A 22,721-nucleotide genomic window follows, 5' to 3' on the forward strand; every position below is an offset into this window, starting at 1 on the left:
CTCTCTGAAATTTACACGACTGAGCACTATAGACCCCTCATAAAAAAGTGATTAGAACTGCGTAAATGTAGAAAAGCACCCCAATTCATCCACCCCACAAGAAGTAAAACCAAGTACTATCGCACCCGACCCATCAACACAGGGTCGTAAAAGAAGCGGAACTAAACCCAGGACGTTTCACTCTAAGTAAGCAGGAAAATCATAAGCTCGTTAGTTTCCACGATTCCAGCTCTGTTCTCCTTTTACCGTAGTAGAACACAATGCAAACGGCGCGCTATCCCCTATTTTGGCGCCAAATTTACAAAACGCGCAGAATAAAGTCATCAGAATGAAACTTCGAAAGCGAATGAAGTCGCGCGACACCGAAAGGAACGATCCCACACGACTTCAAATATTGCGGAGACAGCGGTGACTGAGTTCATGACATATTTGACAGTCGGTGCCTGAGGGAATCGTCGTGACGCTTGACAGATCAGCCGCGACATATTTGACGCTTAGGGCTACCTAACCGTGTTGGGTGAAGCTTGACTGGTGAGTCGCGACATGTTTGACACTATGAACAGTCCTAACCGTACTATGACCATCGTCAAAGCTATATGTCACCAAGGCCGCAGCCCAATGGCGTCGATACAGAGTGCGGCCACTTAGAACCTATGGCGCCTTCTAAAGTGCACGAGGGAAATGACTCCGACCGCAAGACTCAAGTGTTCTTTACGGCGCCTTGGTACTGCTGCTTGGAACGGTGACCCCTTGCACTGCTCGCTCGATAGAAGAATCCGGCACCCCAGAACAAAAAGCGACTGAGATGCCGGTTTGTCAACGATGTCGTGACTCATCTGTCAAACATGTCGCGACTCATGACCTTGCGGAGACGGCGGGATTTGAACCCGCGGAGGTATTACCTCGCCGGTTTTCAAGACCGGTGCATTCGGCCGCTCTGCCACGTCTCCACGTTGCATATGGAAAGCGAACTTCTCGCCCACGAAGCAACTTGGTCAGTGTACTAAAAAGTTAGGCCGGTTTCCCAAACCGCCACCTTCAACGCTGGAACTAATAAGACGATACTGGAGCCTTCGTGGCATAGACCACACTAGTTTCGTTAGATTGGGCCCTATGACTACAACAAAAATGAAGGCAATTGTGCAGACCAATTCCCAGGAACGCCGGTCCTTAGAGCTCCGCGAAGTCGATGTCCCGCAGCTGCGCCCCGGCGAAGTGCTCGTCAAGGTGCAGGCAGCCGGCGTTAACCGGGGCGATATCCTGCAGACGATGGGTGCCTATCCGCCACCACCGGGGGCGTCGAAAATCTTGGGCTTAGAAGCAGCAGGCACCATCGCCGATGCCGGGGATACGAACTGGGAGGTAGGCACCGAGGTGGGCTGCCTGCTCGCGGGTGGTGGCTACGCCGAATACGTTGCGGTTCCGCAGGGCCAGCTGCTTCCCGTGCCCAAGGGGTTGAGCGTCGAGGAAACTGCAGCGGTGGTTGAGGTCGGATGCACCGTGTGGTCCAACCTGGGCATTGAGGCAGGCCTTCACGAGGGCCAGCGCGTCCTCATCCATGGCGGGGGCGGCGGCATTGGTACTTTTGCCATTCAGGTAGCCAAGGCGCTCGGCGCAGAGGTAGCGGTGACGGCCGGGTCACAGGAGAAGTTGGAGCGTTGCCGCGAGCTGGGCGCCGATATTCTCATCAACTATAAGGAGCACGACTTCCTAGAAGAGTTGAAGGGAAGCTGCGATGTCATTTTGGACATCATCGGCGCGAAATATCTGGAAAAGAATATGAAGTGCCTAGCTAAGGACGGCAAGCTCATCATCATTGGCATGCAGGGCGGCACCAAGGCGGAAATCAACTTGGGCGCCATGCTTCCCAAGCGCCTGACCATCCAGGGCACTACGCTGCGCGCCCGCGATCTGGAGGATAAGGCACAGATCGTGGCGGGCACGGTAGAAAACGTGTGGCCCATGTTGGAGGACGGCCGCGTAAAACACGCACTGCACGCCACTTACCCGCTTGCCGACGCCGCCCAAGCCCACACTGCCCTAGACAGTGGCGAGGTCACCGGCACCTTGGTGCTTACCGTTTAAGCCAGTGAGGCTACAACGCGGATGAGATGCTCGACGTCGTGATAGGTGTTGAAGGGGCCGAGCGCAACGGTAACGGCACCGCCAATTTCTTCCACGCCCATCTCCGTGAGCAACGGAGTCTGCGGGGCAAGCGTGGTAACAAGGCCGTTATCAAAGAGGCGCTTATAAACCGTCTCGGCCGGAACACCCTTTACCGCGAAGGTGAGGCGCGGCAGGCGATCGTCGGATGCGCCGGCGGCCGCTTCCCCGGTCACGCCAAGAATATGCACGGCGGGCAGGGTGCTCAAGAAGGAATACAGGTCCGCGCGCAACTCCTCCAAATAGGCGCTGAGCGCATCCATGGAGGTACGCAAGCGCTTGCGGCGCGAGCCGCTCTCCCCACCGGCCAGGGCAGCAAGGTGGTCCACGAGCGGGCCGACACCGCCGGCCAGGCCAGAGGAAATGGGTGTTTCCAGCTTGCGGGCGCCCTTGCCGGTATGCACCGGATCGAGGGCATCGAGGCGGCGGAACATGCGGGTATCGCGGAAGACCAAAGCCGCTAGCTGCGGTCCGCCCAGCAATCCCAGGTCGAGGCCCAAGATATCGGCGCCGAAATCATCAAAGTTGATGGGGCGATAGGGGGCGATCGCAGAGACGTCGAGAAGCGTCCAGGCACGGGAGCGCTCATGGACGGTGTCAATGATCTCGGCGGCCGGGGAGACCGTGCCCAAAAGTTCGTGCGCGGCGGAAAAAGCGACGAGGCGCGTGGAGCCGTCGACAAGCTCTGCAAATTGGAAACCTGGCAGCTCACCCGTGCCCAAGTCTGGCTGGGCCCAGCGGGTCTCTGCCTTGACCTCAGAAAATGCCGAGTACAAAGACGGCGGATCCAGCTTGGAGAGCACCACCGAGGAATTGCTGCCCAACAGCGGACGGGCCGCGTGCGCCAAGGACTGGTACAACACGGACAAGGACGGGCCAAGCACCACGCGGTCTGCCTTGGACCCGGTCAGATCCGCTACAGCCATGCGTGCGGCGGTGTAATTGCCATCGCCTTCCAAACGGCCCGGCGCGGGCGTGGCAGAGTGGGCACCGCCTGGACCCTCCTGGGTGGCCACCGCAGTGGACATCCGGAAGGAGCGCGCCACGCCGGAGGCGACGCGCTCAGAAATTTGGGGCACCGCGTGCGCGTTGAGGTAGGTCCAACCATCAGATAGCCCGGTGTATAAACCGCGCACACTGAATACGTCGTAGTGTGCCGAAGCTCCTGCTGGCATTACGGTCCCCTTCTTTATCGCACTAGGCATCGCCACACAGTGGCGGTCGGTTCCCTACTGTATACGCGTTTGCCCCAAGTTTCCCAAATCTGGATTTTCGCTGTATATCGCTGTTTTCGCAGGCTGGCGGCGTGTAGTTCCCGTTTGCCCAGCCCGCACGCTAGGGTGTTGAGCGTGCAAGATAACAATCAACTGCGCGCTGATATCGCCCGCATGACCTCCCAGCCAGACAGCGAGGCCACCCCAGCGTCCCAGTCCGAGACCCTCAAGGCCGCCTTCGCGGACCTGGTGCAGGGTGCACAGCAGCGCGAGCTGTGGTTCAAACTGGGCATTCAAGATATTAAGCAGCGCTACCGCCGCTCTGTCCTGGGCCCGTTTTGGATCACCATCGCCACCGGCGTGATGGCCCTTGCCTTGGGCCTGTTGTATTCCATGCTCTTCCAGATTCCCGTCGCGGAGTTCCTCCCCCACGTCACCGTGGGCCTTATTATGTGGACCTTCATCTCGGGTTGCATCAAGGAAGGCTCCACCGTCTTCATTGACAACGAGGGCTTGATTAAACAGCTCCCCGCCCCACTGTCGGTGCACGTTTACCGCTTAGTGTGGCGCCAGACACTGTTTTTGGGCCATAACCTCATCATCTGGTTGCTGCTTATCCTTATCTTCCCGCGCAGCCTAGGCTGGGAGTTCTTCCTGTTTATCCCTGGTTTGGCATTGCTGTTGGTCAACGGCGTATGGGTCACGATGTTCTTTGGCATCATCGCTACCCGCTTCCGTGACGTCGCTCCGCTGCTAGAAGCACTGACCCAGCTGCTGTTCTACGTCACCCCCATTGTGTGGATGACCAATACCTTGAAGGACCAGGGCGGTGCGGTGGCCGGCCGCGCCCGCATCGCGGAAATCAACCCGCTCTACCACTACCTGGAAATCGTCCGTGCGCCCATGATCGGCGAGCCGGTGGCCGCCTACCACTGGTGGATCGTCATCGGCTGCACCGTTCTCGGCCTGCTCATCGCCGGCTTGGTCATGCGCAAGTGGCGCTTCCGCGTCAGTTACTGGGTTTAAGCCCACGCCCTGCACTTCCTGAGATTCCTCGAAAGGATACAGACTGATGGTCTCGATTGATACGTATAACGCGTGCGTGGACTTTCCCATCTTTGATGCCAAATCCCGCTCGCTAAAGAAGGCCATGCTTTCTTCGGCCGGCGGCGCCATTGGCAAAAATGCCCAGAACACCGTCGTGGTGGAGGCGCTAAAGGATATTAACCTGCACCTGCGCGAGGGCGACCGCGTGGGTTTGGTGGGCCATAACGGCGCCGGCAAGTCCACCCTGCTGCGCCTTTTGTCTGGCATTTACGAGCCCACCCGTGGTTCTGCCGATGTGCGCGGCCGCGTGGCCCCCGTCTTTGATTTGGGCGTGGGCATGGACCCAGAGGTCTCTGGCTACGATAACATCATTATCCGTGGCCTCTTTTTGGGCCAGTCCATCAAGCAGATGAAGAAAAAGATGGATGAGATTGCGGAGTTTTCTGAACTCGGCGATTATCTCTCCATGCCGCTGCGCACCTATTCCACCGGTATGCGCGTGCGCTTGGCGCTCGGCGTGGTGACATCCATTGAGCCGGAAATCCTGCTGTTGGATGAGGGCATCGGCGCCGTGGACGCCGCTTTCATGGCCAAGGCCCGTGTGCGCCTGCAAGAGCTGGTGAAGCGCTCCGGTATCCTGGTCTTTGCCTCCCACTCCAATGACTTTTTGGCGCAGCTGTGTAATACCGCGCTGTGGATCGACCATGGCGAGATCCGCTCGGTGGGTGAGGTTTCCGAGGTCGTCGGTGAATACGAAGGCCCTGAGGTGGGCGAGTATGTACGCGACCTGCGCGAGCGTTTTGAAAATGAGGATACGAGCGACAATTAGCAGCGCTCTTTTTCGCATCTCGCTTCCGCTGCGCGGAGTGTTTCTGCGCTAACCCGCGCCAGCCCGGTGGCAAGATGGAGCCCATGACTGCCACCCTGACTTCCACCGGTTCCACCGCCGCCGTCATTGTTACCCATCAGCGCGCCGAACTATTGCGAGCCTCGCTTGAACAGGTAGTCCACCAAACCCACCCTGTGCAGTGGGTAGTCGTGGTGGATAATGGCGCGGAAGATGCGGTGCGCGAACTCGTCGAATCCATGGCGGGTGACCGGGGCGTCTACGTACCTTCGGAAACCAACCTGGGCGGCGCTGGCGGCTTTGCACTGGGCTTTCTCACCGCCCTTTCCTTGGGCGTCGATGCCGTGTGGTGCGCTGATGATGATGGCCGCCCCGCCGATCACGCGGTACTAGCGGAGCTGTATCGAGTGGCCGAAGTCAACCGCCTGCATGAGGTATCCCCGGCGGTATGCAATATTGACGATCCCGGCCGCCTCGCCTTCCCCCTGCGCCAGGGGCTGGTATGGCGCCGCCGAATGGACGAACTGGAAGGCGATTTCCTGCCCGGCATCGCCTCGCTTTTTAACGGTGCGCTGATTTCCGCCGCGGCCATGGAGATCATTGGCGTGCCGGACTACCGGCTATTTATCCGCGGCGATGAGGTGGAATATCACCGCCGGCTGGCCAACTCCGGACTCTCCTTCGGCACGGCGCTGACCACCAGCTACCTACATCCGGACGGATCGGATGAGTTCAAACCCATCCTGGGCGGCAAGATGCATACCCAGTACCCAGAAGGTGAGTTCAAGCGCTTTTTCACCTACCGCAATCGCGGTTACCTGCTGTGGCAGCGTGGTATGCGCAAGCTACTGCCGCAGGAATTTGCCCGCTTTGGCTGGTTCTTCTTGGTCCAGCGCCACGACCCAGCCGGCTTTATCGAATGGCTCAAGCTCCACAACCGCGGGCGCCAAGAAGATTTCCGCCGCCCTAACCAGGGCTAGGACGGATCCTGCTTGGCGACGACCCTGACCCCCGCCTTCCTAAAAATAATCCAGCGTTGCGCCGCAAAGTTCACCACGGTCGCGGTGCCCTGCGAGATAGCAAAGGCCACCACGAGGGAAAGGGTCGAGTTCCACTCCCAGTGGACGGCGAAAAGCTCAAAAAGGAACTTATAGGCCACCATATTGACCACGAAGGTCACGCCGTAGGTGGCAAGGACACCGGCGAAGCGCACCGCGGTGGCTTCGGCCTGGAAGGTCCAGCGGCGATTGAGTAGATAGGCCGCCCAGCTACCGATAATAAAGCCCACCGCACGGGCGGGGTCGGCGCTAAGCAGACCGAAGCCGATCTGCAGGAGCCAGGTTAAGGAGACGTCGATAAGCGCGGCAAGCGCCCCCGTCACAGCGAACTTGGCGCTTTGCGCGCGCAGGCTGGTCGAGCGCGAAGCCCGCTGAGCCGCGCCGCACCACGTCCGTGAGGAGGCTGCTGCCATCTATTTTTCCTTAAAGATAAAGGCCCTTTGAATGGCAAAGTTGGTCACCGTGGCCACGCCTTGGGCGATGACGAAGGCGATGGTGTCTTTTACCGCGCCCTCAAAGCCGAGAGCCATAAGCGGCTCATTGAGTACCCAGTACAGGAAGTTTTGGACCGCAAAGGTAGAGGCGTACAAAATGCCCACGGTCGCGGCTGTGCGGCCAGACACCTTGGCCCCAAAGGTCCACCGCGCATTGGCCAAGTAGGCGGCGATGGTGCCAAAAACCCAACCGATGGCCTTGGCGGCGGAACGGTGCAGCCCCAGATAGGTCAATAAAAGCGTGAGACCATAGTCAATGGCGGCGGTAAATACGCCCACGGAAATAAAACGCACCAGCTGGGTGTGCAGCGAGGTGGATGAGGGCTTTACTTCTACGGCGTCGTCAGCGGAATTAGTCACGAGTGAGTAGCCTACCCGCGCAAGAGCGCTCGGTACATGTCCAACCGATCCACCGGCGCGGCGGATTCGGTGCCATAAGCGCCGATCTCGGCCAATTGCTGTAACGACGCCGCGCAAAGCTGCCGCACGTCGGCCCCGGAGAGTGCCGTGCCATCGTCATTGACCCAGCCGAGCGCATCCATGGTGGTCTCCACGACGGAATCGGTCAGCTCCGCGCCGCCCATACAGGAAAGGGCAAGCGCCATGGACCAAAAGGCGTCTTTGCCTTCATGGGTCACCTCGCGTGGCAAGCTGGCGAGCACGCGGGAAGCATGCGGTGATAGGTCGGTTTCCCTGCCTAGGTCCATCGCTTGCAGCAGCGGGACGAAGTCATAGAGTTTGGTGCGCTCAATTAAATCGCGCACGGGGGACGATACCGCGGAAAAGACCTCATCGGTAACTTCCTGTCCGGTCAATTCACGGTTCACGCTGGTCAGCTCAAAGGGCTGAAAGAGTGATCCGGAGCCGCCCACGCACAGCGCCTCTGGGGTGCCATTATCGCGGGGATAAATCTCGGCTACTACCAGCTCGAAGTCCCACAGTCCCCAGGCGAAGTCGACTTGATCGCCTTCGCGCCACAGGAATTCGGAGACCTGGCGCTCGGGATCGATGCGCGGGCCACGGGCTTCGGTGTGTTCATAAAAGTGCCAGGGAGATTCCTCCTCCGGCAGGCCAAAGCAGATACGCAGAACGCGGTGTAGCTCGGTAAAGGTCAGGGCATCGCTAAAACCAATCTGGCGGTGCACCTCGCCATCGGCGCGAATATTCGCGGCTTGGCAAATGATGGTGAGGGGCTCGCGTTTAAGGGATACCACGCCATCGGCGCGTTTGGCCCGCGCCTGTGCGATATCGGTGACCCCTGCATTCATGAGCCCCACCATACGCAAGTTTTAGGAAGCTAGTTTTGCAATATCCCGAGCTTCCAGCTCACTAATGAGGAACGTCAGCGCCGCCCCAATGGCGCCCAAGAGGGTCCACGGCCGCTTGGCACCGCGCTTGCGCAGGAACTTCACCATCCGGCGCGAAAGGGCAACGTTCATCCAGCCGCCCAGGATGAGCAGCAGCACCACTGCGGCAAAAATAGCCCAGGGCTTGAGGCCTTGATCGGCACTATCCTGCGGCGAGCGCGGCTCATCACCGTCCTGCTCAGCGTGCGCATTGGTATAGGCCACCAGGGCGCCAAAGCCAAAGAAAGACAAGGTATACGCGGTGATCAAGCCGCCCTTGGACGTGATCCAATCCGGATAGGAGGTCGCAATGCCTACGGCGGCGGCCTGGGTGATACGGCCAGCCAGAGTGTCATCGAGGGCGTAGTTGTCTTGGCGCTGATCGTGCGTCTCACGGTTGTTGGTCATAGCGACTACTTTAAGCGGCGGTAAGCTAATGCGCATGTACTCGGAAAAGACAGAGCATATGACGCCGGCGCAGCAGGCGGCACAGGATGTGCGTGCGGAGGACGATAAGCGCAACGGCCACTTCGAGGCCACGGAACATACCGATGTGCCGTTGAGTCCTTTCATGACTCGCCTGATGGCAGAGGAATTGCCCATGCTGGATTCCTCCTCACGGGCTCGCGTCTATGAACTTTTGCGGGAGTATGACGGCCCGATTATTGAATCCCAAGAGGAACTGCCGGAGGAGATCCGCGCGCTTATGGATCTATAAACGGGCGCATTCGGGCAGTACAAGCGTCCGTTTTGTTCTGAATATCACTCGCGTCACTCCGCCTGCCCTTGTGTGAGCTAGGTAGGCTAGAGAACCGACATACATCCGTCGAGCAAAGAGTAAGAGATGGAATTACATACTACTGAAAAGTCCCTGCACGGCTGGGGCCGCACCGCCCCGACGACCGCCCACGTGCTCTCCACCGAAGACGTGGACGTGATCAAAAAGGCCGTGGCTCAGGTTGCAGAAGATAACTCGGATAAGCCCGCCCACCTGCGCCGCGGCGTCATCGCCCGCGGTATGGGCCGCTCCTACGGTGACCCCGCCCAAAACGGCGGCGGCTTGGTCATCGACATGCAAAAGCTCAATAGGATCCACTCCATCGACCCAGAGTCCGCTCTGGTGGACGTCGATGGTGGTGTCACCCTAGACCAGCTGATGAAGGCTGCCCTGCCTTATGGTCTGTGGGTTCCGGTTCTGCCGGGTACCCGCCAGGTCACCATCGGTGGCGCAATCGGCCCAGATATTCACGGTAAGAACCACCACTCCGCCGGCTCCTTTGGTGACCACGTGGTCTCCATGGAGCTGCTCGTGGCCGATGGCCGCGTGCTGCACCTGACCCCGGAAGGCTCCGAGGATGACCCGAGCGGCGACCTCTTCTGGGCCACCGTTGGCGGCATGGGCCTGACCGGCATCATTCTGCGCGCCACCATCCGCATGACCAAGACGGAAACCGCCTACTTCATCGCGGATACGGACCGCACCGATAACTTGGATGAAACCATCGCCTTCCACTCCGATGGCTCCGAGCACAACTACACCTATTCTTCCGCCTGGTTCGATGTCATCTCACCAGAACCAAAGCTGGGCCGCTCCACCATTTCCCGCGGTTCGCTGGCCACCCTGGCGCAGCTGGAAGAGCTAGCCCCGAAGCTGGCCAAGGACCCACTGAAGTTCAATGCGCCGCAGCTGATGACGGTGCCGGATATCTTCCCGTCCTGGACCATGAATAAGCTCTCCCTCTCCGCCGTGGGCTTGGCGTACTACACCATGGGTGCACCGGCGAAGAACCAGGTCAAGAACCTGACGCAGTTCTACCAGCCGCTGGATCTCATTGGCGAGTGGAACCGCGGATACGGTTCCAAGGGCTTCCTGCAGTACCAGTTCGTGGTACCGACCGAGGCTGTGGAGCCGTTCAAGGAGATCATCCGCGATATGCAGCGCTCCGGCCACTACTCCGCCCTCAACGTGTTCAAGCTCTTCGGTGAAGGCAACCGCGCGCCGCTGTCCTACCCGATGCCGGGCTGGAACGTCTGCGTGGACTTCCCCATCCGTCCGGGCCTGGGCAAGTTCCTGGATGACCTGGACCGCCGCGTGATGGAATTCGGCGGCCGCCTCTACCTGGCCAAGGAATCCCGCACCTCCGCCGAAAACTTCCACAAGATGTACCCGGGCATGGAAGGCTGGCTGAAGACCCGCAACGAGATCGACCCGACCGGCGTCTTTGCCTCCGATATGTCCCGCCGCCTCGAGCTGCACTAATCACTGGAAATAACACCTTTAAGGAGATTTACTGACCATGCTTAATGCAGTAGGCCAAGCACAACACATCCTGCTTCTGGGCGGCACCTCTGAGATCGGCCTCGGCGTCGTCTCCGAGTTCCTGCAGCGCGGCCCGGCCAAGGTCACCCTGGCCGCCCGCCCGGAGTCCCCGCGCATCGCCCAGGCCAAGGCTGACCTGGAATCCCGCGGCGCTGACGTCGAGGTCTTGGACTTCGACGCCACCGACTTCGACTCCCACCCAGACGTTATTAATAAGGCCTGGGAAAGCGGCGACGTCGACGTAGCCATCGTTGCCTTCGGCACCCTGGGTGACCAGGAAGAACTGTGGCAAAACCACGACAAGGCTGTCGCCTCCGCACAGACCAACTACACCGCACCGGTGTCCGTAGGCGTGCTCTTGGGCGAGAAGTTCAAGCACCAGGGCCACGGCACCATCATCGCTATGTCCTCCGTGGCAGGCATGCGCGTGCGCCGTTCCAACTTTGTCTACGGCGCCTCCAAGGCCGGCGTGGACGGCTTCTACATCAACTTGGGCGAGGCCCTGCGCGGCACCGGAGCCAACGTGCTGGTTGTACGCCCAGGCCAGGTGCGCACCAAGATGTCCGCCGAGGCTGGCGACGCCCCACTGACCGTCAACGTTTCCGACGTTGCCGAGGCCACCGTCAAGGCCGTGCTCGAGGGCAAGCAGTCCATCTTCGTACACCCACTTTTTGAGTACGTGTCTTTGGCATTCAAGTTCATCCCGCAGGCCATCTTCCGCAAGCTGCCGTTCTAAACGCCGCGGCTTTCCGCGTAGGCGTAGCCGCCCCGCCCCCGTCACCTCCCTCGCCGCACGCCGGCGGCGAGGGAGGTGACGGGGGCGGTGGTGTATCAGGGGGATGCCGCCAAGCAAGTGCTGTCCTGCCCGCGCCAAATCTGGGCTGTGGGGCTTGGGTATGCGAAACTAATGGGCATGACAAGCACCGCTGTACCCGCCCAGTCAACGCCCGTAAGCGAGGATAACCGCACCGAGGCCTACCGCGCCGATGCGCTGACCCCTCGCGCGACCTTGCTGGGTATTGTGCTGGCCGCCCTAGCCGGTGGCGTGGTAACGCTGCTGGGCTGGTTTGCCTTCAAGACGGTCTCGCTGCCGTCCTTTAATACCTCCATGGTCACCCGCGCGTTGACCACGGTGGGGGTGGTGCTCACGCTGGCCCTGGCCGGCGGGCTGTGCGTGTGGTGGCTCTATGACCACTACAAGGATTCCTTTACCCGACCGCGCTGGCGGGCCTGGCTGACCTACGGGATCACCTACCTCTCCCCGGCCCTGTTGACCCTGGCCGCCGTGGGCCTGCCGCTGTCCGCCTCCCGCTTGTGGCTCGATGGCGTGCAGGTGGACCAGGCCTTCCGCACCCAGTTCCTCACCCGTTCGGTGGATGAGATGGGCTACGCGGACATGAACTACCAGGACATGCCGTCCTTCTATCCGATTGGCTGGTTCTGGTTGGGTGGCCGCTTGGGTGCGCTCATGGGAATTCCGGGCTGGGAGGTCTACCAGCCCTGGGCGCTCATCTCCATTGCCGTGGCCGGATGTATTTTGGTGCCCATCTGGCCGCGCCTGACCAGTTCCCTGCCGGTCGCCACCGCCATCGCCCTGGTGACCACCGCGATTACGCTCACCATTGCGGCCGAGGAACCCTATTCCGCGGTCATTGCCATGGGCCTGCCCGCCGTTGCAGTACTTAGCGCCCGGGCCTTCCGCGGCTCCTGGCTGGCCACCCTGGGAGTGACGCTCTACCTGGGCATTTCCGCTACGTTCTATACCCTTTTCACCGCTGCGGCCGCACTTACCGTAGTCAGCCTCATCGCGCTGTTTACCGCGCTCTATGAGCATACGTGGCGCCCCATCCTGCGCCTAGCGATCATGGCGGTAGGCTCCATTGCCATCGCGCTCATCGCCTGGGGACCCTACGTATGGTCAGTCATGCACTCACCGGTGCCGCTGCAAACCACCGCGCAGCACTACCTGCCGGAGGAAGGCACGCAAATTCCAGTGCCTTTCTTGTCCTTGAGCATTGTGGGTTTCCTCTGCCTCATGGGGCTCATTTACATCGTCATCCGCCTCAATGACGTGGAGGTACGCGCGCTGGGCATCTCCCTCCTTGGCACCTACCTGTGGACCGTGGCGTCTATGGTGGCAACCCTGGCCGGCACCACGCTGCTCAGCTTCCGCCTCGAGGTCATCGTGGTGCTCCTCTTTGCCACCGCCGGCGTCCTGGCCTTGGCAGAGATTCGTCTACTCGGCGTGCACCGCCTCTACCCGGCGCGTTTCTCCCACACCACCAATAAGCAGATCACCGCGGTCTTTGGCATCATCTTGGCCTTGGCCGGCGTCTTCTATGCGCAGCAGATCCCAGAGGCTAACGAGGACGCCATCGATCACGCCTATAGCGATACCGATGGCTACGGCGAACGCGCGGACCGCTTCACCAGCGATTCCGCCCACTACTACCTAGATATCCACAACTTCATTCAAGACCAGGGCTATACACCGGATGAGACGGTGGTGCTCACGGATGAAAAGACCTTCATGTCTTATTACCCCTACTGGGGCTTTAACGCCTTTACCAGCCACTACGCCAATCCCTTGGGCGAGTTCAGCACCCGCAACGAGCAGATTGAAACTTGGGCCAATGATTCCTGGGATATGCAGCCGGAGGAGTTCCGCAAGGCTTTGGATTCTGCTCCCTGGCGCGGTCCGGATGTCATGATGTTCCGCGGCGACCTGGAAAATAAGGACGATGGTTTCAAGTTCCACCTGGCAGAAGATATCTATCCCAACCAGCCGAATATTCGCTACCGCGCGGTCTTCTTCAACGCCGATGTCTTTGACAAGGGCTGGAAGCTACAGCAAACCGGCCCCTTTGTAACAGCCGTTCGCACCAAGTAAGTTCACCCACACTTCCCGCCTGCGGCAGGGTGTGCCCGCGGGCCGAAGGGGTTATCTGACGTAAACTAATCGCCGTGTCAGATAGCCTCACTACGAATACCACCCAAGCGCGACCTGCCGCTGCCGGCTCCCGCTTCACCGCCGCCCCCGCGGGCCTGCGGTGGACCGCAATCATTGCCGGGCTGATTGGTTTCCTGTGTTTTGTAGCGACCCCGCTACTGCCGGTGACCCAAACCCAATCCTCTTATGATTGGCCGCAGCATGATTCCGTGCAGTCCATCAACGCGCCGCTCATTTCCGTCGCCCCAGAGGACCTGAAGGCCACCATCCCCATCTCCGCAGTCGATGAACTGCGCGAGGGCCAATCCATGGTTTACGGCACCGTCCCGCCGGAATCCAAGAAGGCCTCCAACCGCGGCCTTTTCGTCCGCGCGAATGACGAGGGCCTGTCCGTTGTGTCCTTGGATGAGGTGCTGCTTACCCTCAACGCCCAAGAGGTAGCCAAGCTCCCCAAGGACGCCAGGATTGAAATTTCCGCTACGGGCGATGGCACCTCCGTGAGCGTGGGCGAGCATGAAAAGACCACCGAGGAGGATCTGCGCCCGCAGGTCACCGGCGTTTATACCGAAATCGACGATAAGGCTGACGTGCAAGCCCTGCTTGACGACGGCCTCAATGTCCACGTCGATATCAACTCCCGCTTTACCTCGTCCCCGACGTTGCTCAAGACCATTGCCATGTGGCTGGGCATCGCCATGGTGGCCGTGTCCCTGTTCTGCCTATGGCGCATCGACCGCCTCGATGGACGCCGCTTCGGTTTCATGCCTGAGACGTGGAAGAAGGTGCGCCCGCTCGATGGCGTGGTGGCCGCAATTTTGGGATTCTGGTACATCCTCGGCGCCAATACCTCGGATGATGGCTTCATCTTCTCCATGAGCCGCGTCTTCGATCACGCGACCTACATGGCCAACTACTACCGCTGGTACGGCGTGCCGGAGGCGCCCTTTGGCTCCCCCTATTACGACCTAGTTGCCGTACTCTCCCAGATTTCTACCGCCTCGGTCTTCGTGCGCCTGCCGGGCCTGATTTCCGGGCTCATCATCTGGTTTATCCTTTCCCGCGAGATGCTGCCGCGCTTTGGCCAGCTTGTCGACGGCCGCCGGGTCGCCCACTGGACCGCAGCACTGATGTTCCTGGCCTTCTGGCTGCCGTATAACAACGGCACCCGCCCAGAGCCCATCGTGGCGCTCGGCGTGATGTTTACCTGGGCTTCCTTCGAGCGCGCCATTGCCACCCGCCGCCTGCTTCCGGCGGCCGTGGGCACCATTGCCGCAACCATCACATTGGCCGCTGGGCCGACCGGCCTTTTTGCCGTGGGCGTCTTCCTGGTTAGCCTGCCGCACCTCTTCCGTGCCATGGCTGAGCGCGTGCCGTCCATGGGCGGTGGCGCCCTCGGCTGGCTTTCGCTCATTGCGCCGTTCCTGAGCGCTGGCACCGCCATCATGGTCGCCGCCTTTGGTGACCAGACGCTGTCTACCGTGCTGGAGTCCACCCGCGTGCGCTCCGAGGTCGGCCCCTCCCTACCGTGGTACGCCGAGTACGCGCGCTACTCCACCCTCTTCCAGGAATCGGTGGACGGCTCGCTCACCCGCCGCTTCGCGGTCTTCACCATGCTCTTTTGCCTGGTTCTTATCGTGGCGGCCTTTATCAAGGACCGTCGCGTCGTTGGTGCTGCCGTCGGCCCGACCCAGCGCCTGCTCATCATCGTGGCGCTGTCCATGTTCTTCCTCATGTTCACCCCCACCAAGTGGACCCACCACTTTGGCATCTACGCCGGCGTGGCCGGTGTCATCGCCGCCCTCGGTGCCGTGGTGCTCTCCCAGTTCGCGCTGCGCTCGCCGCGCGCTCGCACCTTCGCCATCGCCGCGGTGGTCTTCTTGCTGGCTATATCCTTCGCCGGCTGGAACGCTTGGTGGTACGTATCCTCCTTTGGCATTCCGTGGTGGGATCGCACGGTGCAATTCAAGGCCATCGAGGCCAATAAGGTGCTCCTCGCCATCGCCCTCATTATCTTCGCCATCGGCGTGGTGCAGTCCCTGCGCCATAGCTACCGCAAGTCCCAGGCGGAAGAAGCCGGAACCCTGGCGGAATTTGAGAAGAATGCCGCCGCCAAGGTCTCGCGTTCGGCCGGAATCATGTCCGCGCCTATCGCCCTTGCCTGCGCCATCGTGGTTGCCCTTTCTTGTGCTTCCTTTGCCAAGGCCACCGTCTCCCAGGCGGATTCCTACTCCGTGGGCAAGGGCAACTTGGCTTCCCTGCGCGGCAATACCTGCGCGCTGGCGGATCAGACCATGGTGGAGACCAATACCAATGACTCCTTCCTGACCCCGGTCGAAGGCGACTTGGGCGATTCCCTGGTGGACCAGGACGAGACCCACAAGGGCTTCGATCCAAACTTCATCCCCGAATCCATCGAGCCGGAAAACCAGAATTCCGCCTCCGTGGGTGCCATCGCGGATGGCTCCAGCGATTCCTCCTCCGATAGCGCGGAGACCGCTACCTCGGGCGCGGATGCTGAATCCGGCGGCGCGAGCGAGTCTTCCGACTCCCAGGAGTCGAAGGATAAGAAGGAAAAGAAGGACAAGAAGTCCAAGGAAACCACCAATACCTCTGAGGGCGGCGTGCGCGGCACCCAGGGCGTCAATGGATCCACCATGCACCTGCCGTTCAACCTGGATTACACCAAGGTGCCGGTGCTCGGTTCCTATAACGAAGACCAAGACTCCACCTCTGAGGTAACCACCAAGTGGTACAACCTGCCAGAGGCCAAGGACAATACCCCGGTTCTCGCCGTATCTGCAGCCGGCAATATCTACCACCACGATGTCAACGGGGTGGAGCAGGAAGGCATGGAGCTTAGCCTCGAGTACGGCACCATCGATGACTCCGGAAAGGTCACCAATACCGGCGAGGAAGAACTCGCCGCCGTTGGTGCCACGCCAAAGTGGCGCAACCTGCGCCTGCCGCTGGATAAGTTGCCAAAGGATGCCAACGTGGTGCGCCTGGTAGCAACGGATGACTCCACCGATGAGGATGACTGGCTGGCCTTTACTCCGCCGCGCGTCCCAGAGCTGGATACCATCAATAACCAGTTCTCCAAGGACACCCCGGCGCTGCTGGACTGGGCCGTAGCCCTGCAGTTCCCGTGCCAGCGCACCTTTGACCACTTCGCCGGCGTCACGGAAATTCCGGAATACCGCATCTTGCCGGATTCCTCAGCACAGACCTCCCTGACGGATTTCCAGTCCTTCTCCGGCGGTGGCGCCATGTCCACCGCGGAGGCGGTCAACTACTCCTATGAGATCCCGAGCTACCTCAATAATGACTGGGCCCGCGATTGGGGTGCCATTGAAAAGTACGAGCTGCGTACCGATTCACAGGGCAATGCCCCAGTCCCCGCCGAGATCGATTATGAGGACGTTACCCGTTCCGGACTGTGGAAAGACTCCGAGATGAAAATTCGCCCCGAGGGCGAAGAGTAGTCTCACTTGCGGCCGCGCCCCGACCTCGCTTCGGGGCGCGCAGGCACCGCACAATCCAATCGCCTAGGAAAAAGAGCAACAGCGAAGCACCAAAGAGAGGCGCGATGATCGAGTAGGCCACCACCCCCGCCAGCACGGCGGGGGTAATTTTTAGCTCGGGCAGGCTGCGGCGCGGTTTTATCCACCACATCCACAGGCCTGCAATGCTCACCACGAGCAAGCCCAGAGCGAGTACCGCCAATGCAACCTGGCTATAGATGCCAAAAAGAGTACCCATGTGCAGCTGGATGAGCCACGAGGTTAGCTGTGCGGCAAGCGGCCAGTCAGCAGAATTGATGCGGTCGATGACCTCCCCGTTCGGGGTCACTGCTACGGCATCGCTGCGCAGCTTGAAGGCTGCACGACCCTCGCGCACACCCCACGCATCATCTAGCTTTTCCGGTGGGGTCATTTCCAGAACCCCGGTTAAACCTTGGCTACGAGCTGCCGATAATGCGGTTTGGGCCCCGGCAAGTTTCGCAGCACTCTCGTCTCCCGCATGACCCGCATGGCCCTTGTGACCAGCGTGGCCGGAATGCTCCCTCGCCGCAGTGCTAGCGCCCGCGTCTGCAACAGAGGTCGCCACGGACGGTTCCTTCCAATTGAGTTCCTCTCGCACCTTGCCAATACTTGTGCCCGCCACCAGCGACCATGTCAGGCCAGTAACGGTCAAGAAGAGGAAGCCCGGCAGCAACCAGGCACCCACGCGGGCGTGCAGCGCCGGCACCTTGAAGGGCTGCTTCTTATTCCTTTGCTTACGCTTGAGCCATAGGTACAAACCGAGGATGCTCAGCGCGCCGAGCCACGAGGCCGCAAGTTCGGCATAGAGGCGGCCCGGCTCACCTAGCCACAAAGTGCGGTGACCATTAGAGGCCCACGTGCGGAAAGGTAGCGCCCGCGAGCCGCCATATTGTTGTAGTTCGCCAGTGATGTGTAGGTCCACCGGGTCTACAAAGACGGCGTGGGTATAGCTGGAGTTGGGGGCGGTGGGGTCGCCGAAAAGCACGCGAGTGGTTTCTTGCGGATCCTCGGAAGGCTCGACCTGAACCACATGCCCATTTGGGTGCTCGCGCTGGGCGGCGGCAATCTGTTCATCGAGGCTGCGCGGGCTGCCTTGCGCGGTGGCAGTTACCTCATCGTGGTAAATCCACGGTTCAAAGGTGGGTGCCAAGGCATAGAGAAAGCCGCTTAATGCTGCGACTATGAGAAAGGGCGCAATGATGACGCCGGCGAATTTATGCAGGCGCGATAGCGCGCCATGAGTGGATATGGTCATGCGGAACTAGTCGCGCTCCTATTGAAACTAGTTCCCTTTTAGCATGGAACCGCCAGGAACCTGTTATTTTTCTAGCTCGCCTGCCAGGAACGCGGCCGCATCTCGCACGCGCTGCCGCGCCACAGCCGGGGTGGACACGCGGTGGGTGGAAACATAATCGCGCGCCGCAGCACCGGGCACGTAAACACGCGCGGCAATCTCATCCTCGGTTGCGGTTTGCACGAAGGTGTGCGGACTTAGCTCAGATAGGTCCGCCGGGATGTCATATCCGGCGCGCAGCTCCTCCGGCAGATGTGCAAGGGCGCCGAAATCGGGGAAGGTGAGCAGGAGGGCGTCGGCAGGCACGAGCGCCGCCAGCGCCCCGCCGGAAGAATACCCCCAGGTAGTAACGCTGGAAGCGCCCTGCGCGCGGGCATAGTCGATGGCCTGCTGCACTGCACTGACCATCTCTGCCACGGTGTGCTCGGGAGCGAGCGGATAATCCACGTCAATGATGGTGGTGCCGGATAGCTGCGCGGCGGCGGCTACCTCGGGGCGCCACTGCATCTCCAGCGCTTGACCATCGCCACGCCACCAGCCGCCCGAATGGAGCGAGACCGCCCACCGGCCGGTTGGCTTTGAGGGCTGGAAGATGGCGCCCACCTCAGACTCTTCTACGCTAATACCCTCCGTGTACGCAGTGCCCGGTAGCGCATGGTCTACCGCAGTACCGAGCACCATCATTGCCGCATGGGTAATGCGATCCGGCAAGAGCGCGCAATATTGGTCCGCCTCAGGGGATCCGCCCCCGGCCCACGGCGGGCGGAAATCCGGGGTGTCATAGTGGGCATCGATATAGGCAACGAGCTGCTCGAGCTGTTCCTTCTCCTCCATCTGACGGTCCTGACCGCCGATGTGCCACTCCTGGCCGGGCTCCAGCGGGCGGTGCGGGTCCTGGTTAGCGTCTGCGTTAGTCATGCCACCGAGCCTACGCGCACCGCCTACCGGCGGAAAGGGCTACCAAATGGTGACGCGATCCTCCGGCGCAATATACATGGCAGAATCCTCGGCAATCTCAAAGGCCTCGTAGAACTCCGCAATGTTAGCCGCAATGAGGTTGCAGCGGAACTCCGCCGGCGAGTGCGGGTCAATGGCGAGGTACTGGGTGGCCATCTCCGGACGGATGGCGGTGCGCCAAACGCGGGCCCAGGCGAGGAAGAAACGTTGTAGTCCGTTGTAGGTGTGCTCGGCCAGCTCTGGCTCGGCTCCATCTACTTCGAACTTCTCCTCCTTGCCCTGCAGGTCAATGCCCTTATCAGCGCAGTATTCCTTGAAAGCCACCACAGCGATACCCAAACCGCCTAGGTCACCGATATTTTCACCCAGGGTGAAGCTGCCATTTACACCGGTGGATTCGATGCCGGCTTCCTTGAGCACCGTCGGCACTTGGCCGTTGAATTGCTCCACCAGCTTGGCGGTGAGCTTTTCAAAGGCGGCGCGGTCCTCATCGGACCACCAGGAATTCAGGTTGCCCTGGCCATCAAACTGCGAGCCCTGATCATCAAAGCCATGGCCAATCTCGTGGCCGATGACGGCACCGATGGCGCCGAAGTTTTCTGCGGCATCGGCCTCTGGGTTATAGAACGGCGGGCGCAGGATTGCTGCCGGGAAGGTGATGTCATTGACCACCGGGTTATAAAAGGCGTTGACCGTCTGCGGGGTGGTCACCCACTCATTACGGTCAGCTGGCTTGCCAATCTTGGCCAGCTCAAAGTCATGGGAGAAAGCGGAGCCGGCGCGGGCATTAGCCAGCAGGTCCCCACCCTTAGCGGAGACCTCGAGGCCAGAGTAATCACGCCAGGAATCCGGGAAGCCAATCTTGGCCTTGAACTGGGAGAGCTTTTCCAGCGCGCGCTCGCGGGTGGCCGGCGTCATCCACTCCAGCTGAGAGATGCGCTCGCGGTAGGCGGCGATGAGGTAGTCCACCAGCTCATCCATCTCACGCTTGGAGGAGGCCGGGAAGTACTTTTCCACAAATACTTGGCCAATCTCTTCGCCCACTAGGGATTCGGCCAAGCCCACGGCGCGCTTCCAGCGGTCGCGCTGCTCGGTGGCACCGGAGAGCTTGGTGCCATAGAACTCGAAGTTCTTCGCGCCTACTTCCTCGGGCAGCATAGCCGCGCGGGAGCGCAGGATGTGCCAGGTGGCCCACAGCTGCCAATCGGCCATGCGCTCGGAGGTAAAGAGGCTCTCGAAGTGCTCGAGATAAGACGGCATCATATTGACCACGCGGTGCTCTGGCAGGTTGCCGCCGGAGAGCAAAGCGCGGGTCATGGTGGGCAGCTCGCTAAACTCGCACGGGTTATAGGTCTTGACCGCATCGCGGGTGGAGACCACGTCCCAATGGCCAGCGGCCAGCTCCTTTTCCAAGTTGACGATGCGGTGGGCTGCTACCTCGGCGCCCAGGCCAAAGAGGCGGGCTGGGTCGAGGAACTCCAGCATTTCGGCCACGTGCTTTTCATAAGCGTTCAGCGTTTCCGCGTGGGCTTCCTCGCGGTAATAAGCCTCATCCGGCAGACCCAGGCCGGATTGAATGACATAAGCAATGGCGTCCTCGGAACCTGAGTCCTTGGATACCCAGAAGGTCACCGGGGAGCCAACTCCGGTGCGCTCAAGTTCACCCAGGCGCTGTGCCAGTTCCTCTGGGTCGGCCGCGCTTAGGCGGTCCAGATCCGCGTCCAATGGAGCCATGCCGGCCGCGTTGACTCCCTCGGTATCCATAAAGGAGGCATAGAGCTTGCCCGGGCGGCCGGTGTCCTTTTCCACGATCTCGTGCACGAGTTCCTCCGCCTCATCGCGCAGCGCGTGGAAGGTGCCATCCACGCCGCGATCATCGGGAATGACGTGGCTTTCCAACCAGGGTCCATTGACTAGTTGATAAAGATCTTTCATGCCTGCCACTCTAGGTCAAAGCAGCAAGATAAGGTGTGGGCTATGGAATTTTATCGCTTTCCTCCAGCGCATCCGCGGCGCCTTTTCCTCGCCGTCATTGCGTTCGTGGCGGTGGTTCTCGCTTTGCCCACAATTGTGCAGGCGGCGCTGGCGGATTCCTCCGCGGACGTCGAGCAGGTCACCCTGACCGAGCCCAGCCAGGATTGGGAGATTGACGTTGCCGATCTCTACTGCGAGCGCGACTATGAATCCCTCGCCAGCATCGGCTGGACCTGCGGTGATGTCAGCGTACAGGCCACCCTCACCGAGGATGCCAAGGACGATGCCACCACCTTGCGCCGCATGGTTCGCGCCCTAGCCATGGCTTCCCTGCCGGCCGACGCCCCCACCTTTGACGGCACCAACGGAGCACTCCTGCTTGCCGACGCCCCCTCCTCCACCGCCGCCCTCTCCCTCGACGGCACCGGCGAGGATGAAAACAAGGATTGGGTGGTCACCGTGACCGGCAAGGGCGATCAGGCCCGGGCCACCACCTCCCGCATCTGGCATGCCTTCGGCCAAGAGGATCTGCCCGCTGCGGCCGATGCCGAATTCGCTGACTTCTCCGGGGAGTTGATGTACTAGATGTCCAAGCTCTTTCGCACCACGCTGTGGATCCTGTCCGGCATTGGCCTCATCGCGTTCTTGGTCCAGACGCTGAGCACATTTTTGATCTCTCCCCTGATGGGCCTGCTCAGCCTGCTCATCGCCGCCGTTCTCGTGGCGCTGGTCATCTTCCTGCTGCAGCGCAGCCCCATGTGGGCCCGCCCGGCGCGGTTGTGGGCCGCGCTGGCTTTCCTTTGGGGCGGCGGGGTGGCCGTTGCCTTGGCGCTTATCAGCTCCGGTCCTGTCATGCAGCTTGCCATCGGCACCGGCTGGGTGGATGCCATGATGTCCTGGAGCGGCGCCTACCCAGAGGAAATCTCCAAGGCTACCGGCGTTGTCTTCGTGCTCATGTCCTTCCGTCAGCTCAACCGCCCATGGCATGGCTGGATGGTGGGCGCAGTGGTGGGCCTAGGCTTCGAGGCCTGCGAAAACATCCTCTACGGCGCCATGGGCGCCACCATGCACCCCGATAGCGATATTCAGGGCCTATTTGAGATGTGGGGTCTGCGCCTTGTAGCCGGCCCTGGCCTACACGTCTTGCTCACCGCACTGGCTGGTTGGGGCATCGGCTGGGCGCTCTATGCCGCCGCCAAGCCGCTGTGGTGGCGCCTCGGCGTCTTTCTCGGCTGCCTAGCCGCCGCTTTTCTCCTCCACTTTTGCTGGAACTACCTGCACGATTCCGAGGTGGCCGCCATTATCCAGGCCGTCACGGTAGCGCTTATCCTCTACCCGCTGAGCATGTGGCTGGTACTGCGCGGGAATAAGCTCGCCAAGACCGATGAGAGCTACAGCCACAGCACTGCCGACGACGCCCTCGCCTTCATCCGCTAAAGCCACCGACCACTCTGCACAACAAGCACGTTTCGCCCTTTTCACACCACGTGAGAGACGAAACGTGCTTGTTTTGTC

At 60.8% G+C, this 22,721-nt stretch carries 19 protein-coding genes and 1 tRNA gene; 11 read left to right on the forward strand and 9 right to left on the reverse strand.

The window, feature by feature from the left end; all coding sequences use genetic code 11:
• Window positions 1-866 precede the first annotated feature (866 nt).
• A tRNA-Ser gene (locus tag LG376_RS02970) sits at window positions 867-950 on the reverse strand.
• Window positions 951-1,128: 178 nt separating this feature from the next.
• Between LG376_RS02970 and LG376_RS02975 the strand changes: the two genes are divergently transcribed.
• Complete coding sequence (locus tag LG376_RS02975; protein WP_225747352.1) at window positions 1,129-2,085, forward strand: NAD(P)H-quinone oxidoreductase; 957 nt, start codon at window positions 1,129-1,131, stop codon at window positions 2,083-2,085.
• Here LG376_RS02975 and LG376_RS02980 read toward each other — a convergent pair.
• Complete coding sequence (locus LG376_RS02980; protein WP_225746118.1) at window positions 2,082-3,338, reverse strand: aminotransferase class V-fold PLP-dependent enzyme; 1,257 nt, start codon at window positions 3,336-3,338, stop codon at window positions 2,082-2,084. The two genes, LG376_RS02975 and LG376_RS02980, sit on opposite strands and share 4 nt — an antisense overlap.
• A 213-nt stretch (window positions 3,339-3,551) precedes the next feature.
• Here LG376_RS02980 and LG376_RS02985 point away from each other — a divergent pair, with 213 nt between their 5' ends.
• The 3 genes from LG376_RS02985 to LG376_RS02995 all read left to right on the forward strand — a co-directional run bounded on the left by LG376_RS02985 (window position 3,552) and on the right by LG376_RS02995 (window position 6,251).
• Window positions 3,552-4,403, forward strand: a complete 852-nt coding sequence (locus tag LG376_RS02985; protein ID WP_049377093.1) for an ABC transporter permease — start codon at window positions 3,552-3,554, stop codon at window positions 4,401-4,403.
• Window positions 4,404-4,449: 46 nt separating this feature from the next.
• Window positions 4,450-5,253, forward strand: a complete 804-nt coding sequence (locus LG376_RS02990; protein ID WP_049377066.1) for an ABC transporter ATP-binding protein — start codon at window positions 4,450-4,452, stop codon at window positions 5,251-5,253.
• 74 nt (window positions 5,254-5,327) lie between these two features.
• Window positions 5,328-6,251 (forward strand): glycosyltransferase family 2 protein, encoded by a 924-nt coding sequence (locus tag LG376_RS02995; RefSeq protein WP_225746119.1) that lies wholly within the window; start codon window positions 5,328-5,330, stop codon window positions 6,249-6,251.
• Here LG376_RS02995 and LG376_RS03000 read toward each other — a convergent pair.
• From LG376_RS03000 to LG376_RS03015, 4 genes are read right to left on the reverse strand one after another with little or no spacing between them, the layout of a single operon-like run.
• Window positions 6,248-6,742: a GtrA family protein gene (locus LG376_RS03000; protein WP_225746120.1), complete on the reverse strand. Its 495-nt coding sequence runs from the start codon at window positions 6,740-6,742 to the stop codon at window positions 6,248-6,250. The two genes, LG376_RS02995 and LG376_RS03000, sit on opposite strands and share 4 nt — an antisense overlap.
• Entirely contained in the window at window positions 6,743-7,183 is a 441-nt protein-coding gene (locus LG376_RS03005; protein WP_005323207.1) for a GtrA family protein, read from the reverse strand.
• 11 nt (window positions 7,184-7,194) lie between these two features.
• Window positions 7,195-8,103 (reverse strand): hypothetical protein, encoded by a 909-nt coding sequence (locus LG376_RS03010; RefSeq protein WP_080970351.1) that lies wholly within the window; start codon window positions 8,101-8,103, stop codon window positions 7,195-7,197.
• Between the two features lie 9 nt (window positions 8,104-8,112).
• A complete protein-coding gene (locus LG376_RS03015; RefSeq protein ID WP_049377070.1) occupies window positions 8,113-8,577 on the reverse strand; it encodes a hypothetical protein in 465 nt (154 codons plus the stop codon).
• A gap of 34 nt (window positions 8,578-8,611) precedes the next feature.
• On the opposite strand from LG376_RS03015, the gene LG376_RS03020 reads away from it, so the two are divergent.
• The 5 genes from LG376_RS03020 to LG376_RS03040 all read left to right on the forward strand — a co-directional run bounded on the left by LG376_RS03020 (window position 8,612) and on the right by LG376_RS03040 (window position 16,921).
• Window positions 8,612-8,887, forward strand: a complete 276-nt coding sequence (locus LG376_RS03020) for a hypothetical protein (protein WP_049377094.1) — start codon at window positions 8,612-8,614, stop codon at window positions 8,885-8,887.
• Window positions 8,888-9,013: 126 nt separating this feature from the next.
• The gene (locus tag LG376_RS03025) at window positions 9,014-10,429 is read left to right on the forward strand and encodes an FAD-binding oxidoreductase (protein WP_225746121.1); all 1,416 of its coding nucleotides are present in this window, start codon (window positions 9,014-9,016) and stop codon (window positions 10,427-10,429) included.
• Between the two features lie 37 nt (window positions 10,430-10,466).
• Window positions 10,467-11,225 carry a decaprenylphospho-beta-D-erythro-pentofuranosid-2-ulose 2-reductase gene (locus LG376_RS03030; protein ID WP_049377072.1) on the forward strand — a complete coding sequence of 253 codons (759 nt, stop codon included), beginning with the start codon at window positions 10,467-10,469 and terminating at the stop codon, window positions 11,223-11,225.
• 177 nt (window positions 11,226-11,402) lie between these two features.
• On the forward strand, window positions 11,403-13,379 hold the full coding sequence (locus LG376_RS03035; protein WP_225746122.1) for a galactan 5-O-arabinofuranosyltransferase: 1,977 nt from the start codon (window positions 11,403-11,405) through the stop codon (window positions 13,377-13,379).
• Window positions 13,380-13,453: 74 nt separating this feature from the next.
• A complete protein-coding gene (locus LG376_RS03040; RefSeq protein ID WP_225746123.1) occupies window positions 13,454-16,921 on the forward strand; it encodes an arabinosyltransferase domain-containing protein in 3,468 nt (1,155 codons plus the stop codon).
• Here the strand turns inward: LG376_RS03040 and LG376_RS03045 are convergent.
• The 3 genes from LG376_RS03045 to LG376_RS03055 form a co-directional block, all read right to left on the reverse strand.
• Window positions 16,860-18,236, reverse strand: a complete 1,377-nt coding sequence (locus tag LG376_RS03045; RefSeq protein ID WP_225746124.1) for a PepSY domain-containing protein — start codon at window positions 18,234-18,236, stop codon at window positions 16,860-16,862. The genes LG376_RS03040 and LG376_RS03045 overlap by 62 nt on opposite strands.
• A gap of 63 nt (window positions 18,237-18,299) precedes the next feature.
• A complete protein-coding gene (locus tag LG376_RS03050) occupies window positions 18,300-19,193 on the reverse strand; it encodes an alpha/beta hydrolase (protein ID WP_225746125.1) in 894 nt (297 codons plus the stop codon).
• Window positions 19,194-19,232: 39 nt separating this feature from the next.
• Window positions 19,233-21,167: a M13 family metallopeptidase gene (locus LG376_RS03055; RefSeq protein WP_225746126.1), complete on the reverse strand. Its 1,935-nt coding sequence runs from the start codon at window positions 21,165-21,167 to the stop codon at window positions 19,233-19,235.
• A gap of 42 nt (window positions 21,168-21,209) precedes the next feature.
• Between LG376_RS03055 and LG376_RS03060 the strand changes: the two genes are divergently transcribed.
• A complete protein-coding gene (locus tag LG376_RS03060) occupies window positions 21,210-21,791 on the forward strand; it encodes a hypothetical protein (protein WP_225746127.1) in 582 nt (193 codons plus the stop codon).
• Window positions 21,792-22,643, forward strand: coding sequence for a PrsW family intramembrane metalloprotease (locus LG376_RS03065; protein WP_225746128.1), 852 nt, complete (start codon window positions 21,792-21,794; stop codon window positions 22,641-22,643).
• The last annotated feature ends 78 nt before the right edge of the window (window positions 22,644-22,721 follow it).

Source organism: Corynebacterium sp. Marseille-P4611, from assembly GCF_916618765.1.
Lineage (GTDB): Bacteria > Actinomycetota > Actinomycetes > Mycobacteriales > Mycobacteriaceae > Corynebacterium > Corynebacterium marquesiae.

Excerpts from the sequence above, each read along its gene's own strand:
- LG376_RS03045 (WP_225746124.1), bottom strand. The coding sequence starts at position 18,236 with ATGACCATATCCACTCATGGCGCGCTATCGCGCCTGCATAAATTCGCC.
- LG376_RS03030 (WP_049377072.1), top strand. The coding sequence starts at position 10,467 with ATGCTTAATGCAGTAGGCCAAGCACAACACATCCTGCTTCTGGGCGGC.
- LG376_RS02985 (WP_049377093.1), top strand. The coding sequence starts at position 3,552 with ATGACCTCCCAGCCAGACAGCGAGGCCACCCCAGCGTCCCAGTCCGAG.
- LG376_RS03020 (WP_049377094.1), top strand. The coding sequence starts at position 8,612 with ATGTACTCGGAAAAGACAGAGCATATGACGCCGGCGCAGCAGGCGGCA.
- LG376_RS03065 (WP_225746128.1), top strand. The coding sequence starts at position 21,792 with ATGTCCAAGCTCTTTCGCACCACGCTGTGGATCCTGTCCGGCATTGGC.
- LG376_RS03015 (WP_049377070.1), bottom strand. The coding sequence starts at position 8,577 with ATGACCAACAACCGTGAGACGCACGATCAGCGCCAAGACAACTACGCC.
- LG376_RS02995 (WP_225746119.1), top strand. The coding sequence starts at position 5,328 with ATGGAGCCCATGACTGCCACCCTGACTTCCACCGGTTCCACCGCCGCC.
- LG376_RS03025 (WP_225746121.1), top strand. The coding sequence starts at position 9,014 with ATGGAATTACATACTACTGAAAAGTCCCTGCACGGCTGGGGCCGCACC.
- LG376_RS03060 (WP_225746127.1), top strand. The coding sequence starts at position 21,210 with ATGGAATTTTATCGCTTTCCTCCAGCGCATCCGCGGCGCCTTTTCCTC.
- LG376_RS03035 (WP_225746122.1), top strand. The coding sequence starts at position 11,403 with ATGACAAGCACCGCTGTACCCGCCCAGTCAACGCCCGTAAGCGAGGAT.
- LG376_RS03000 (WP_225746120.1), bottom strand. The coding sequence starts at position 6,742 with ATGGCAGCAGCCTCCTCACGGACGTGGTGCGGCGCGGCTCAGCGGGCT.
- LG376_RS02980 (WP_225746118.1), bottom strand. The coding sequence starts at position 3,338 with ATGCCAGCAGGAGCTTCGGCACACTACGACGTATTCAGTGTGCGCGGT.
- LG376_RS02990 (WP_049377066.1), top strand. The coding sequence starts at position 4,450 with ATGGTCTCGATTGATACGTATAACGCGTGCGTGGACTTTCCCATCTTT.
- LG376_RS03050 (WP_225746125.1), bottom strand. The coding sequence starts at position 19,193 with ATGACTAACGCAGACGCTAACCAGGACCCGCACCGCCCGCTGGAGCCC.
- LG376_RS03055 (WP_225746126.1), bottom strand. The coding sequence starts at position 21,167 with ATGAAAGATCTTTATCAACTAGTCAATGGACCCTGGTTGGAAAGCCAC.
- LG376_RS03010 (WP_080970351.1), bottom strand. The coding sequence starts at position 8,103 with ATGGTGGGGCTCATGAATGCAGGGGTCACCGATATCGCACAGGCGCGG.
- LG376_RS02975 (WP_225747352.1), top strand. The coding sequence starts at position 1,129 with ATGAAGGCAATTGTGCAGACCAATTCCCAGGAACGCCGGTCCTTAGAG.